The organism is Kribbella sp. NPDC056861 (assembly GCF_040687575.1).
Taxonomy (GTDB): Bacteria; Actinomycetota; Actinomycetes; order Propionibacteriales; family Kribbellaceae; genus Kribbella.
This window is the reverse complement of the sequence record NZ_JBFBNQ010000002.1, coordinates 614,110-626,396: the sequence shown is the minus strand read 5'-3', so window position 1 is coordinate 626,396 and position 12,287 is coordinate 614,110. Positions and strand designations below refer to the sequence as shown.

At 66.6% G+C, this 12,287-nt stretch carries 14 protein-coding genes and 1 tRNA gene; 10 read left to right on the top strand and 5 right to left on the bottom strand.

Annotated elements, in window-relative coordinates; translation table 11 throughout:
• Positions 1 to 49 precede the first annotated feature (49 nt).
• On the bottom strand, positions 50 to 538 hold the full coding sequence (locus AB0P21_RS10085) for a GNAT family N-acetyltransferase (RefSeq protein ID WP_363695338.1): 489 nt from the start codon (positions 536 to 538) through the stop codon (positions 50 to 52).
• A complete protein-coding gene (locus AB0P21_RS10080) occupies positions 538 to 1,269 on the bottom strand; it encodes a GntR family transcriptional regulator (protein ID WP_363695337.1) in 732 nt (243 codons plus the stop codon). The genes AB0P21_RS10085 and AB0P21_RS10080 overlap by 1 nt, the downstream gene beginning before the upstream one ends.
• A 190-nt stretch (positions 1,270 to 1,459) precedes the next feature.
• On the opposite strand from AB0P21_RS10080, the gene AB0P21_RS10075 reads away from it, so the two are divergent.
• The 10 genes from AB0P21_RS10075 (at position 1,460) to AB0P21_RS10030 (ending at position 9,764) form a co-directional block, all read left to right on the top strand.
• Complete coding sequence (locus AB0P21_RS10075) at positions 1,460 to 1,711, top strand: DUF6284 family protein (RefSeq protein ID WP_363695336.1); 252 nt, start codon at positions 1,460 to 1,462, stop codon at positions 1,709 to 1,711.
• Positions 1,708 to 1,965 carry a hypothetical protein gene (locus AB0P21_RS10070; protein WP_363695334.1) on the top strand — a complete coding sequence of 86 codons (258 nt, stop codon included), beginning with the start codon at positions 1,708 to 1,710 and terminating at the stop codon, positions 1,963 to 1,965. Before AB0P21_RS10075 ends, AB0P21_RS10070 begins: the two co-directional genes overlap by 4 nt.
• On the top strand, positions 1,962 to 2,828 hold the full coding sequence (locus AB0P21_RS10065; RefSeq protein WP_363695332.1) for an ABC transporter permease: 867 nt from the start codon (positions 1,962 to 1,964) through the stop codon (positions 2,826 to 2,828). Before AB0P21_RS10070 ends, AB0P21_RS10065 begins: the two co-directional genes overlap by 4 nt.
• Before the next feature lie 2 nt (positions 2,829 to 2,830).
• Complete coding sequence (locus AB0P21_RS10060) at positions 2,831 to 3,094, top strand: hypothetical protein (RefSeq protein WP_363695330.1); 264 nt, start codon at positions 2,831 to 2,833, stop codon at positions 3,092 to 3,094.
• A gap of 1 nt (position 3,095) precedes the next feature.
• Positions 3,096 to 5,300 (top strand): cell division protein FtsK, encoded by a 2,205-nt coding sequence (locus tag AB0P21_RS10055; RefSeq protein WP_363695329.1) that lies wholly within the window; start codon positions 3,096 to 3,098, stop codon positions 5,298 to 5,300.
• A gap of 195 nt (positions 5,301 to 5,495) precedes the next feature.
• Positions 5,496 to 5,852 carry a hypothetical protein gene (locus tag AB0P21_RS10050; protein WP_363695328.1) on the top strand — a complete coding sequence of 119 codons (357 nt, stop codon included), beginning with the start codon at positions 5,496 to 5,498 and terminating at the stop codon, positions 5,850 to 5,852.
• On the top strand, positions 5,852 to 6,727 hold the full coding sequence (locus tag AB0P21_RS10045; protein ID WP_363695327.1) for a bifunctional DNA primase/polymerase: 876 nt from the start codon (positions 5,852 to 5,854) through the stop codon (positions 6,725 to 6,727). The genes AB0P21_RS10050 and AB0P21_RS10045 overlap by 1 nt, the downstream gene beginning before the upstream one ends.
• Entirely contained in the window at positions 6,724 to 8,040 is a 1,317-nt protein-coding gene (locus AB0P21_RS10040; RefSeq protein WP_363695326.1) for a DUF3631 domain-containing protein, read from the top strand. The genes AB0P21_RS10045 and AB0P21_RS10040 overlap by 4 nt, the downstream gene beginning before the upstream one ends.
• 17 nt (positions 8,041 to 8,057) lie before the next feature.
• Positions 8,058 to 8,282 carry a helix-turn-helix domain-containing protein gene (locus AB0P21_RS10035; RefSeq protein WP_363695325.1) on the top strand — a complete coding sequence of 75 codons (225 nt, stop codon included), beginning with the start codon at positions 8,058 to 8,060 and terminating at the stop codon, positions 8,280 to 8,282.
• Positions 8,283 to 8,297: 15 nt separating this feature from the next.
• Entirely contained in the window at positions 8,298 to 9,764 is a 1,467-nt protein-coding gene (locus AB0P21_RS10030; protein ID WP_363695324.1) for a helix-turn-helix domain-containing protein, read from the top strand.
• A 75-nt stretch (positions 9,765 to 9,839) separates the two neighbouring features.
• Here AB0P21_RS10030 and AB0P21_RS10025 read toward each other — a convergent pair.
• From AB0P21_RS10025 to tenA, 3 genes are all read right to left on the bottom strand, one after another.
• Positions 9,840 to 9,912 (bottom strand) — tRNA-Lys (locus tag AB0P21_RS10025).
• A 79-nt stretch (positions 9,913 to 9,991) separates the two neighbouring features.
• Positions 9,992 to 11,545, bottom strand: coding sequence for an NAD(P)/FAD-dependent oxidoreductase (locus AB0P21_RS10020; protein WP_363695323.1), 1,554 nt, complete (start codon positions 11,543 to 11,545; stop codon positions 9,992 to 9,994).
• Positions 11,545 to 12,210, bottom strand: a complete 666-nt coding sequence (tenA, locus tag AB0P21_RS10015; protein WP_363695322.1) for a thiaminase II — start codon at positions 12,208 to 12,210, stop codon at positions 11,545 to 11,547. The genes AB0P21_RS10020 and tenA overlap by 1 nt, the downstream gene beginning before the upstream one ends.
• Between the last annotated feature and the right edge of the window lie 77 nt (positions 12,211 to 12,287).

The window sequence follows — 12,287 nt, the reverse complement described above, 5'->3', positions numbered from 1 at the left end:
CGGTCGCTTCCGTGCCACTTATTTCCTCCCAGGGTGAACTTCAATCACCCTAAACTCGCCTTTGAAAGAGTGCGCCGCTCATTCGTCCTGGAGCATCGCATGTGCGTACGTGTTCAAACCCGTGATTGATGTAGTACTCGTGAAGCGCAGTGTTCGTGCTCCAGCAGTTGAGGCGAATCCAGTGCTTACTATCTTGTTCGGCCTGATCTATGACTGCCTTAAGCAGCACTGAGCCGTAGCCCTTGCCGTGTTCAACGACGAAAAACCGGCTGATGTATGTCTGCGGTTCGGCAAGTTCCTCGGGGGTCCAGAAGTCGGCTTCTGGGTCGATGATTGCCATCATTGCGACGACGCGACCGTCGATCTCCCAGCCGACGAAGGGGAATTTGTCGAAGTCGTGGTCGATGTTGGCGTGGACCTGGGCCATGTCGAGGCCGCCTCGGTACTGGTCGGTGCCTTTGGTGGCTAGCCATTCTCCGGCCGCGTCGCGCGCCTGGTGGACGAGCTGGCGGTGGGATTCGTCGAGGGTGATCAGCATCAGTCGTCCGTGTTGAGGTCGTAGGAGACTTCTACGCGGTCGGCTGCCATGCGGGTGACCATGTAGCGGACCGGGCGGCCCTCGGCGTCGTAGCCGACGCGGGTGTGGACGAGCAGGGGAGTGCCGGGGGCCATCATGAGGCGCTGGGATTCTTCGGCGCTGGGCATCCGGGCGGTGAGGGTGTCGTGCCAGCGGACCTGCTTGTGGCCGGTCGCGGCGAGCAGGCCGCCTGGGACTCCGAGGTCGCTGGGGTTCCAGAACAGGTCGTTCCCGTCGGTGACGAACGGCGGGAAGTAGGAATCGCTGAGCTGGTGGGGTTCGTCGTTGACCCAGCGGAGGCGATTGCGTGCCTGAATCGCTGTGCCTGCGGGGATCTGGAGCACTTCGGCCACATCGGCCGGCGCCTGGATCGACAGGATCTGAAGGTCGTTCTTCGGGGTGCCGCCCTGAGCCTTGATGGTGTTCGCCCAGGCATCGCCGTCGTTGTTGTGGGCTTTCTCCCACTCGGCCATCTTCCATTCCCACCGGCTGATCTGTCGTACGCGGCGGGTCCGGCCCTGGCTGCTGGTGATCAGCCCTTCGGCCTCCAGAGCGGCTAGCGCTGCGCGGACCGTGTTCCGGCTCGCGCCGTAGCGCTCGACCAGCTCCGCTTCGCTGGGCAGGGCTGCGCCCGGCTCGCCCAGTGAGTCGCGGATCAGGCGCGCCACTCGCTCTTGCAACGTCTCCGGCATCCCAAGTTCCTTTCGTCTGCTGCTTGACAAGCTTATGCGGCTTGTTCCAACATGTCACTCAAGCAACTTGTTCCAACAAGCCAAACAGGCAGACCAAGACCCATAGGCGAGAACAGAGCGACGCCCCGGCGGTGGCACCCGCCGAGGCGTCTGGGTCGCGCCCGTCCCATTACGAACAGGAGCACAACCCGTGAGCGTCATCATCTCCTTTCCGGTAGTTAGCAGCGAGGGTCCGAGCCCTACTGATCTGGCGGCCATTGAGCGTGAATGGCCGCTGATCGCGGCTGAGTTGGATCTGCTCGACGCCGAAATCTCGTACATCAACGCGGGTCCGGCCGCGTCGGCGCTGGACCGGCGCCGGGTGCGCCGGGCAGAGCACCGCGTGTTGGAGCTCGGCCGCGAGTTGGCCGACCGCGACCCGAAGTCGGAGGACGCGGCATGAATGGCATCGATCCCACCTCCGCGCGGTTGCCGGAGCTGTCCAGCTCGGATGTTGCCGAGCTGATCTGTGCGCTCGCCGCCCTCCAGCCCGTTATCGAGCAGGTGTCGTGGGGGTGGGCCGAAGAGATGCGACAGGCCGTCGAGAAGGCGCTCACCCTGACCACGATCACGCCCATCATCGCGGGCGAGCAGTACGTCCACGTTGGTCCGTTCCGACCGCCGTGCTGCCGTCATGGTCTGGGGGAGCAGTCATGAGTACTCCGCTTCGCACGACGTACCCGGTCCCGGTTGAGGACCTGATCCCGGCCGCCCGCAAGCTCGCCGCCAAGGCCGGTGGCGTGCCGTCACAGAACCGGCTGATGAAGCACTTCCGGATCGGCAAGGACAAGGCCAAGGCCATCCGCCTGACGCTGATCGAGGAAGACACCGCTGCCACCGGAACGCACCTGCACCCTGTTCCGGACCCGTACGAAACCGCACCCGAGACCGAGGCCGCGCCGACCAACGATGAGATGCCCCGCGCGGCGGCGGGGGAGGCATCTCCGCAGGTCACAGCGCCTGCAGAACCGGTGATCGTTGCCGACTCCACCCAGTCCGAGGGGGTTCCCGCGGTTGCCCCTGACGGACCCGATCCCGTGCGCACTTGGCCGGTACTGCTGCTCGCCCTGCCCGCGTTCGTCGCTGTCTGGTCGGGGTGGGTCGGACTCGGCACGCTGACCGGGTTCGGAGTCGTTCACCCGCTGCCCGGTATCGCGGACGGGTTCACGATCAACTCCGCCATCACGCTACCTATCGGCGTGGAGACGTACGCCGCGTTCGCGCTGCGGGTCTGGCTGTCCGGCCAGGTCCCGGCGTCGGCTCGCCGATTCGCGAAGTGGTCCGCGCTGTCAGCTCTGGTTCTGGGCGCGCTCGGTCAAGTCGCCTATCACCTACTCGAGGCGGCCGGAGTCACTCAAGCGCCATGGCAGATCACGACCGTCGTTGCCTGCCTGCCCGTCGCAGTGCTGGGCATGGGCGCGGCTCTCGCCCACCTGGTCCACGCCGGACCCCAACCGGCCCGCAAGCCCAGTCGGTTCCACCAGTTCCGTACACGCCTGTTCAAGAACGGGGAGAAGTAGTCATGACCGAGAACGACGGAGTGCCGCCGACTGTCTTCGACATGGACGAGATCGGCTGCCTGATGGTCGCGCTGGCGTCGATGCCGACCGCCGTAATGCAGGCGTCGAGAGGCTGGACGCCGCAAATCTGGGGTGCGGTTACCAAGGCGCTGCACCTGACCATCATCAGCCCGGCCGGACCGGACGGCCGAACCACGATCCTGCTCGGTCCCTACACCGTGATCCCTTCCCACAGGCAGAACCCCACTCAGAACGGGAGCAACTGACATGTCCGAGCTTCCCAACGAGAATGTGCCCGAGCCGATCGACCTGGACGCGCACCGCGCCCGCCGCGACGACACCTCGCAGGGTGCGGACGATTCGGCCGGCATAGCGGTGCCGCTGTCGGCCGCCGACGTCGCAGGGATGGATACCGCGTACGAGGTTGCCATTGACGACGACGCGGAGACCGGCGTGAGCAAGGTACTCGTGCCGGTAGACACGCCGGGCCTGGCGGTGCCGGTGACGCCGGGGGAGCGGCTGCCGATCATCCCGGTTCACCTGCTTCCGCAGAACCTCCGCGCCACCGTCCGCCGGACCCTGGCCCGGTCCGGACACATCGCGGCATTCCACGCGGTCCGGTCGCCCTGGTACGGCGCGAAGTTGACGTGGTTTGCGGGTCGCGGCTTCGCTCGCGTGGTCCGTAATCAGCTCGCGTGGTGGTGGGTGCCGAACTCGTTTGCCCTTGAGCAGAAGGCCGCTGACGGCAACGAGCTCAAGGAATGGGAGAAGATCCACCGCGAGCTGAAGCGGACCCGGTTGTGGCGTGGCGGCGTTCTGGCGGCCCAGAACATCGGGCTAGCCATCAGTGCTCCGATCGCCCTGAACGCGGCTCCTGGCGCTGCTGTAGCGCTTGCGGGCGCTGGTCTGGTCGCTGCGGCGGCGCACTACGGCCGCCCGGCCGGTCAGACGCTGGTCGGTACTGCGGTCGTCGCGCCCCGGTTCCGGAAGCTGAACTCCGACATCGTGCTCCGCGCCTACTACGCGGCCGGACTCGGCAAGCCCGACCGGTCGGACCAGGAGATCCGGTTCGGGTCGCAGATGTCCAGGGATGCCCGCAACACTGGCTCTCAGGTGCTGGTCGATCTCCCGTACGGCAAGGGCTGGTCCGATGTCTCGGGCTCGCGGGAGAAGATCGCTTCCGGCTTGGACGTGCACGTGAACCAGGTGTTCCTGACGCCGGACAAGACCTCTAGCCGTCGGCACACGTTGTTCGTGGCCGACCGTGACCCGCTCGCGGTTCCGGTGGGCCGGACGGACATGCTGGACTGCAAGCCGCGCTCGGTGTGGCGGCCGGTGAAGTTCGGCCGCGACGAACGAGACAACCCGGTGAACCTGTCGCTGTTGTGGGCGTCGCTGCTGATCGGCGCGCAGCCGCGCAAGGGCAAGACGTTCGCGGCCCGGCTGATCGCGCTGCATGCCGCGCTTGACCCGTACGTGAAGTTGATCGTTGTCGATGGCAAGAACTCCCCGGACTGGCTGGCGTTCAAGAAGGTTGCCCACCGCATCGTGTTCGGGACCCACCCGAACCCCAACGATGACGACCCGATCGAGCACTTGCGGGCGATCCTGGACGAGATCCTCGCCCACATCGACCGCGTGAATTCGATCTTGACGACGCTGCCGGTGGACCAGTGCCCCGAAGGCAAGCTGACCGAGGAACTGGCCCGCGACCCGCGCCACCCGGACCTGCGGGTGCTGATGCTGGTGATGGAAGAGTTCCAGGTCTACTTCGAGACCGAGGACCAGCCGGTCAACAAGGAATTCGCTGCCAAGCTGTCGCGGATTCAGGCGGTCGGCCCGAGCGCTGGCGTGATCATCGAGTCCTGCTCGCAGAAGCCCGGCAGTGTCGGCGCGGGTGACGTGGCGCGGTTGTTCACCCGCTACCGCGACAACCACACCAACCGGTTCGCGCTGCGCTGCGGTAACCGGATCGTGTCCGAAGCAGTGCTCGGTGGCGACGCCTACCAGGAAGGCTTCGACGCGTCGAAACTCCCGGTCGGTGACGAGTACAGGGGCGTTGGCTACCTCTACGGCGCATCCGACGCCACGCCTACGGTGCGGACGTTCCTGGCCGATCACACCGACGCGGACAAGATCCTGACCGCTGCCCGCCAACACCGCGAACGCCTCGGCACCCTGACCGGCGAGGCAGCCGGGGAAGAGATCGAGCGCGCCAGCCGCGACGTCCTGGCCGACGTGCTCACCGTGATGGGCGCTGACAATGCGGCGCACTGGGACACCATCGCTGGTCGGCTTGCCCAGGACATGCCCGAGCAGTACGAGGGCACAACTGCCGAGGCCATCTCGGCTCAGGCGCGCGGCCTGAATGTCCCGAGCGTCAACGTCAAGCGCGACGGTGCGACCCGCAAGGGCGCCAAGGCCGACGCCATCCGCGCCGCGATCAACCGCCGCGACGCCACCGGCACCTAAGCCGCGGGGAACAGAGAGTAACCAACTCAACCGGGGTGGCGGGACGGTCGAGGTAGCGACCACCCCGCTACCGGTAGCGGCTGCGCTACCCGTCCCGCTACCCCGCAACCCAAACCTGACCAGGCCGTTCATCCGCGCGTAGCGGGTAGCGGCCACGGCTCCTCACGCCCAAAAGCAGCCCTCTGGAGGCATACCATGCCCACCACCGCCGCTACCGCTGTCCCTGAGGTCGCTACCCACGGTAGCAACCTGGGTAGCGCCTCGATCGACCTCACCGCTAGCGCCCACAGCGTCGCCCACGCCGCCACGGTGGCACTCATCGTGACCGTCGTCGCCGTGTTCTACCTCCTCACCTGCGCTGTCTGGCCGTTCGGGAAGTGCCGCCGCTGCAAAGGCGTCGGCAAGTTCAAATCCCCGTTCGGCAACGCGTTCCGGCACTGCGGACGCTGCGACGGCTCCGGGCTGCGGGTCCGGTTCGGCCGCAAGGTCATCAGCTACTACCGCCGCACCCATAGCGCTGCTTCCAACTCCACCAGCAAGGGAGACAAGTGATGAGCGAGATCCTGACCGAGGCCCTCGCCGCCGCCGAACGCGGCTGGCCAGTGTTCATGCTTGGCCGGTCCAAGCGCCCGGTCGCCAACTGCTCCGACTGCCGCGAGGCGGCCGACCACAACCCCGCGATCTGCGGTCACCTGACCTGCCACGGGTTCTACGCCGCCAGCACCGACCCGGCCCGTGTCGCTGCGATCGTCGCCGCCGTTCCGGGTGGTCAGCTCGCGGTCCGTACCGGCGCTGTGTCTGGTCTCCTGGTGGTCGATATCGATCCTGCGCACGGCGGGCGGACCAGCTTTCTCAGTCTCCAGTTCCGCCACCTGGTCCCGCGCACTCTCCACGTTCGTACCGGCAATTGGGGACAGCACCTCTACTACCGCCACCCCGGCCACAACATGCCGTCCCGGCCGATGCCCGGACACAAGGGCATCGACATCAAAGCCGACGGCGGCTACGTCGTTCTCCCGCCCTCGATCCACCATCGGACCGGCCGCGCCTACGCGTGGGGCGATGGAACGACCGCAGTGAATGAGATGCCCCGCGCCCTCGTGACCGCCTGCTTGCCTCCTATGCCGGCCGAGTTGGCCACCCCGAAAACCAGCCCGACTATCGCACGACCGGGCGGGGGCATCTCCCACCCGGACAAGCTCCTCGACGCACACCTGGACGCCGTTCGCCGTGCCCCGAAAGGCAGGCGCCGAACCACCCTCTATGGCGCTGCGCGGGGTGTTGCGCGGATGGTCGCGGCCGGTGCGATCGACCAGGCCGCCGCCGTCACCGCTCTGACCTACGCCGGACACCAGGCCGCCCAGACCGAACGCGACATCAGAGCCGCCATCACTGGCGGTTTCCGCGACGAAGGGATCGCCGCATGACCAACGACAATCACGACCAGGTCGACGCCGAAGATGGCGCGGAGCTGCTGGACGAGGTGACGGCCACGGTCGCTCGCTATGTGATCTTGCCCAGTACTTCCGCGATGGTCGCTGTGGTGTTGTGGATCGCTGCCACGCATGCGATTCCGGCGTGGAACTGTGCTCCGCGGCTTGTCATCCGGGCACCCGAAAAGCGGTGTGGAAAGTCGCGGTTGCTGGACATGGTCGAGGGCATGTCTCACCGGCCGCTGATGACCACCAACGCGTCCCCGTCAGCGGTCTACCGGTCGATTGGCAAGCGGCCGTCTGATCCGCCCACGTTGCTGATCGATGAGGCCGACACGATCTTTGGCGCCAAGGCAGGTGAGAACGAAGACCTACGCGGACTGCTGAACGCTGGACACCAGCGCAACCGGCCGACGCTGCGCTACAACGCCAGCAAGGACGACGTCGAAGACATTCAGACGTTCGCGATGGCGGCGCTCGCGGGCATTGGGGTTATGCCGGACACGATCGAGGATCGAGCGGCAATCATCCGGATGCGTCGCCGCGCGCCGGGCGAAGCGGTTGAGCCATACCGGATTCGTCGCGATGGCCCGCAGTTGGGCGAGCTGCGGCAGCGGCTGAATGAGTGGCTCACGGCGCACCTGGACGTGCTCACTGCCGCCGCGCCGGACATGCCGTTGGAAGACCGCGCTGCCGACACGTGGGAGCCGCTCATTGCCGTTGCTGATCTAGCGGGCGGGAATTGGCCACGGGCTGCCAGGAAGGCTGCTGTAGCGCTCACCAGCGATCGTGACGCGGGCGACGAAGCATCGCTGCATACCCGGCTGCTCACGGATTGCCGGATCGCGTTCCAAGACGCTGACGCGCTGCCTACCGCCGTACTGCTGGAACGGCTCAAGGCCGACCCTGAAGCGCCTTGGGCAACGCACGGAGCTAACGGGCTGACCCCGATGAAGATGGGCAACCTGCTGCGCGATTTCGAGATCCGCAGCGCGAACATCCGGTTCACGACCGGGCAGGCCAAGGGCTACACCCGCAGTGATTTCACCGACGCGTGGAATCGGTATTGCCCGGAGCCAAAGGCTGCCGGTGGGGAAGGCGTCCCAGCCGTCCCAGGCGTCCCTTCGCAGGTCAGCACGGGGACGGCTTCAAGCCCTGGGACGGCTCAAGCCGTCCCAACCACCCAAGCCGTCCCGGGCCTGACCAGGGAAGTTACGCCTGGGACGGCTGGGACGGCTTGGGGACCCCGGCCCGTCCCGACCCTCGTTGACGACGACGGCACCCGCACCGATTCCAACTGCGCCTGACCAGGGAGACGCCTCACATGTCTGCTCAGATCACGGAACTCAACTTGACCATGGTCGACGCCGTTCACGCTGCCTGCTGGACGGTCGACGATGTCGCCGTCTATCTCCGGGTGTCGGTGAAAACGATCTACAAGTGGCGGCTGACCAATGACGGCCCACCGGCCGCGCGCGTCGGCAAGCACCTGCGGTACGACCCGGCCGACGTCGTGGCCTGGCGCAAATCCATGATGATCGCTGCCTGAAGGAGACTGACCGAAATGGGACGCAAACCCCTTCCGATGGGTAGCTGGGGCAAGATCCGGACGTACGAAGCCGTGTGGAACGAGAAGGGCAAAGCGACCTCTCACCGGGCGGTTGCCAACTACCGAGATTTCGACGGGCGAGTCCGTCAGGTGGAGGCTTACGGCCGGACGAAAACCCAGGCTGAAGCTGACTTGCAGGACAAGCTCAGGAACCGTCGAAAGGCCACCCAGGGCACGGAGCTGACGGCAATGGACAGGTTCTCTGTCGCGGCTGAGCTTTGGTTCAGCAAGCTTGAGGAGAAGGTGCGGGACGGCAAGAGATCGCCGGGCACTGTCGACACCTACAGGCGTCAGCTCGACAATCACGTATTGCCCGCGATTGGTGAAGTCAGATTGGGGGAGCTGCGGACTCCGCTGCTGGACAAGGTGGTCGGTGCGATCAAGAAGGACGTTGGACCGGCGACGGCCAAGACCTGCCGGAGCGTTGTGTCCGGCACGCTCGGACTGGCCGCGCGGTACGGCGCTATCGACACCAATCCGATTCGCGACGTGGACACGATCGAGAGCGAGTCCAAGCGGAAGGCACGGGCGCTCACAGACGAAGAGCGGGACGCCTGGTTCGAACAGCTCCGGGCCGATCCCAGCGCCGTCGCGGCAGACCTGCCGGACCTGACGACATTCATGCTCGCTACCGGCGTACGGATCGGGGAGGCGCTGGGGGTGCATGGAGAACAGATCAACCTGGCGGCTAGTGAGGTTGAGATCACTCACCAGATCATCCGAATCAAGGGCCAAGGCTTGGTCCGGATCAAGACGAAGTCGCGGGCGGGGGAGCGGGTTCTCAAGATGCCGGCATGGGGCATGGCGATGCTCCGCACTCGGCTGATGAGCGGTGCGCGGTTGGATGAGCCGGTCTTTGCCGACTCGCGGGGCAGCTACCGCGACCCTGCCAATACCAGAAGGGATCTGAGGGAGGCACGGTCACCGATCGGCGGGGAGACGCGCCAGGAGCTGGGGCGGCTGCTGCGGAAGGCGCGACGGGCAGCCGGGCTGTCGCAGACCGACACCGCTGCCCGACTCGGCTGGGCTCAGTCGCGGGTCAGTCTGATCGAGACAGCGCGGGTGCGGCTGGACCTGGTCGACGCCGCTGCGCTGCTCGATCTGTACCGAGCGTCAGGGACCGAGCGCGCCGAGCTGCTGGAGCTGGCAGGGCAGGCAGCCGAGGGCAGTCAGGCGGATGCGCTGGCGTGGATCACGTCGCACTCCTTCAGGAAGACGACGGCAACGATCCTGGACGACGCGGGGCAGAGCGCCCGGCAGATCGCGGACCAGCTCGGTCACGCGCGGCCGTCGCTGACCCAGGATGTCTACATGGCACGGCGGGCGAAGAACCCGGCAGCGGCGGCCGCGCTGGAGGCCGCGTTGAACAGGTCGCCTGACATGGCAGATACCGGTGAAGATCCGGAGGCCAACGTGTCGTAGAACACAAAGGCATGGGGTAAAGCATGGGCCCCAGATACACGAAAGCCCTGGTCAACCTTCTGACCAGGGCTTTTGTGCGCCGCCAGGGACTCGAACCCCGAACCCGCTGATTAAGAGTCAGCTGCTCTGCCAATTGAGCTAGCGGCGCATGTTCAGTTTTTGTGCGGTGTTGCCTTCGAACGAAGAGGAGCTTAGCAGTGGTTTTGGGTGGATGTGAAATCGGTTCTTCAGGGGCGGAGTTCGAGGACGGCCATGGCGGCGTTGTGGCCGGCGATGCCGCTGACGGCGCCGCCGCGGCGGGCGCCGGAACCGCAGATCAGGAGGTTGGCGACGTCGGTCTCGACGCCCCAGCGGCCGGCTTGGGAATCGTCGTCGACCCAGGGCCATTGCAGGTCGCCGTGGAAGATGTGGCCGCCGGGCATGCCGACGGATTCCTCGATGTCGACGGGGGTCTTGGCCTCGATGCAGGGGTTGCCGTCGGCGTCGCGGGCGATGCAGGGGTCGAGGGGTTCGGCCAGGTAGGACTCCAGGCCGGCCAGGACCCGGCGGGCCGATTCGGCGCGGGCCGCGTCGTTGTCGGCGGCAAACAAGCGGGTGGGGAAGTGGACGCCGAAGACGGTCAGGGTTTGGTGGCCTGAGGCAACCAGTTCGGGGCTGAGGATCGACGGGTCGGTGAGGGAGTGACAGTAGACCTCGGACGGCGGTACGGCGGGCAGCGAGCCGTCGGCGGCCGACCGGTACGCCGTCTCGAGCTGGCTGTAGTCCTCGTCGATGTGGAAGGTGCCCGCGAACGCCTTCCGGGGGTCGTCGCCGGTCTTCAGTTGGGGGAGCCGGGAGAGCAGCAGGTTGATCTTCAGTTGCGAGCCTTCGGGCTTGTCCCCGGCCGGCTTGCCGCGCAGTGCGTCGAGCGTGGCGGGGGCGACGTTGGCGAGCACGTACGAGCAGTCGACCGATCGCTCCCCGTCACCGCCGAGCCAGGTCACCGTTCCGCGTTTACCGTCGGCCTCGACGGAGGTCACGGAGGCGTCGACGATCAGCGAGGCGCCTGCCCGGCGTGCAGAGGCAGCAAGAGTGTCAGTGACTGCACCCATGCCGCCGACGGGCACTCGCCACTCGCCGGTGCCGTTGCCGATCAGGTGGTAGAGGAAGCACCGGTTCTGGATCAGCGACTCGTCGTGCAGCCCGGCGAAGGTGCCGATGACCGCATCGGTCGCCACCACGCCTCGTACGGTGTCGTCCTGGAAGCGGCGCTCGACGCTCTCACCGAACGGCCGCTCGACCAGTTCCTCCCACAGGGCCGGGTCCACCTGCTTGCGGAGCGCCGCAGCAGTGGTGAGCGGCTCCAGCAGCGTCGGAGCCAGTACGCCGGCCAGCGACGAGACAGAGTTGTAGAACGACGTCCAGGCCTCGTACTCCGTATCGCCACCGGTCAACTGCCGGAACGACTCCCGAGTGGTCGCCCCCTCAGGCCGCTCGACCATCAGACCCAGGTCGCGGCCGTCCCGGCGTACCGGCGTGTACGACGCCACCGAGCGCGAGCGGAGGTCCAGGGACAGGCCGAGGTCAGCCACGATCTTGTCGGGCAACAGGCTGACCAGGTACGAGTACCGGGACAGCCGGGCGTCTACGCCCGGGAACACCTGCTGGCTGACCGCTGCCCCGCCGGTGTGCGACTGCTGCTCCAGTACGAGCGTGCTCAGCCCGGCGCCGGCCAGGTAGGAGGCTGCGACGAGGCCGTTGTGGCCACCGCCGACGATGACGACGTCGTAGAAGTCCTTCATCAGACCGGCCAATCCAGTTCGCGGTACGCGGCGTCCCAGAACATCCACTCGTACCTGGTGGTCGTTGCGAAGTGCTGGTGGCAACGCTCGCGTTCACCCGGGCCCACCTCGGCGCCGAGCCGGTCAGTCACCGCCAGCACAGACTCTACGACCGCATCGAACTCTTCGGAGCTGTAAGCGGCGATCCATTCCGCATAGACCGGGTCCGGTGACGAGTGCTTGAGCAACTCACGCCCCACCTCGCGATAGATCCAGTAGCAGGGCAGCACGGTCGCCACGGCCTCGGCGTACGTGCCAGTGGCGCAGACGGCCGTCAGATAGGACATGTACGCCGTAGTGGTCGGCCTGGAGCCGATCGAGTCGATGTCGGCGGAGGCGAGGCCCAGTGAGCCCAGCAGCGAGCTGTGCAGTTCCCGCTCGACCTCGATGGCGTCGGCGGCGTGCCGGGCGAACATGCTGACCGCGTCCTCGTCCGTCGCGCGGGCGGCGACCAGGGCGAGCGCGCGCGAGTAGGAGCGCAGGTAGTGGCTGTCCTGGACGATGAAGTAGCGGAACGCGTCGCGGCTCAGCGTCCCGTCGGTCAGCCCGGTGATGAAGGGGTGCCGGACGATCTCGGCGTACACCTCGGCGGCGCCGGACTCCCACAGTTCTTTGGAAAACGTCATCCCCAGCTCCTCCTGCTCGACTGCGACCGACCCTAGCCGCAGCCCTGTCAGGTCTGACACGACGAATGTCACTGACC

Excerpts from the sequence above, each read along its gene's own strand:
- AB0P21_RS10050 (WP_363695328.1), top strand. The coding sequence starts at position 5,496 with ATGCCCACCACCGCCGCTACCGCTGTCCCTGAGGTCGCTACCCACGGT.
- AB0P21_RS10065 (WP_363695332.1), top strand. The coding sequence starts at position 1,962 with ATGAGTACTCCGCTTCGCACGACGTACCCGGTCCCGGTTGAGGACCTG.
- AB0P21_RS10045 (WP_363695327.1), top strand. The coding sequence starts at position 5,852 with ATGAGCGAGATCCTGACCGAGGCCCTCGCCGCCGCCGAACGCGGCTGG.
- tenA (WP_363695322.1), bottom strand. The coding sequence starts at position 12,210 with ATGACGTTTTCCAAAGAACTGTGGGAGTCCGGCGCCGCCGAGGTGTAC.
- AB0P21_RS10080 (WP_363695337.1), bottom strand. The coding sequence starts at position 1,269 with ATGCCGGAGACGTTGCAAGAGCGAGTGGCGCGCCTGATCCGCGACTCA.
- AB0P21_RS10085 (WP_363695338.1), bottom strand. The coding sequence starts at position 538 with ATGCTGATCACCCTCGACGAATCCCACCGCCAGCTCGTCCACCAGGCG.
- AB0P21_RS10035 (WP_363695325.1), top strand. The coding sequence starts at position 8,058 with ATGTCTGCTCAGATCACGGAACTCAACTTGACCATGGTCGACGCCGTT.
- AB0P21_RS10030 (WP_363695324.1), top strand. The coding sequence starts at position 8,298 with ATGGGACGCAAACCCCTTCCGATGGGTAGCTGGGGCAAGATCCGGACG.
- AB0P21_RS10020 (WP_363695323.1), bottom strand. The coding sequence starts at position 11,545 with ATGAAGGACTTCTACGACGTCGTCATCGTCGGCGGTGGCCACAACGGC.
- AB0P21_RS10070 (WP_363695334.1), top strand. The coding sequence starts at position 1,708 with ATGAATGGCATCGATCCCACCTCCGCGCGGTTGCCGGAGCTGTCCAGC.
- AB0P21_RS10040 (WP_363695326.1), top strand. The coding sequence starts at position 6,724 with ATGACCAACGACAATCACGACCAGGTCGACGCCGAAGATGGCGCGGAG.
- AB0P21_RS10060 (WP_363695330.1), top strand. The coding sequence starts at position 2,831 with ATGACCGAGAACGACGGAGTGCCGCCGACTGTCTTCGACATGGACGAG.
- AB0P21_RS10055 (WP_363695329.1), top strand. The coding sequence starts at position 3,096 with ATGTCCGAGCTTCCCAACGAGAATGTGCCCGAGCCGATCGACCTGGAC.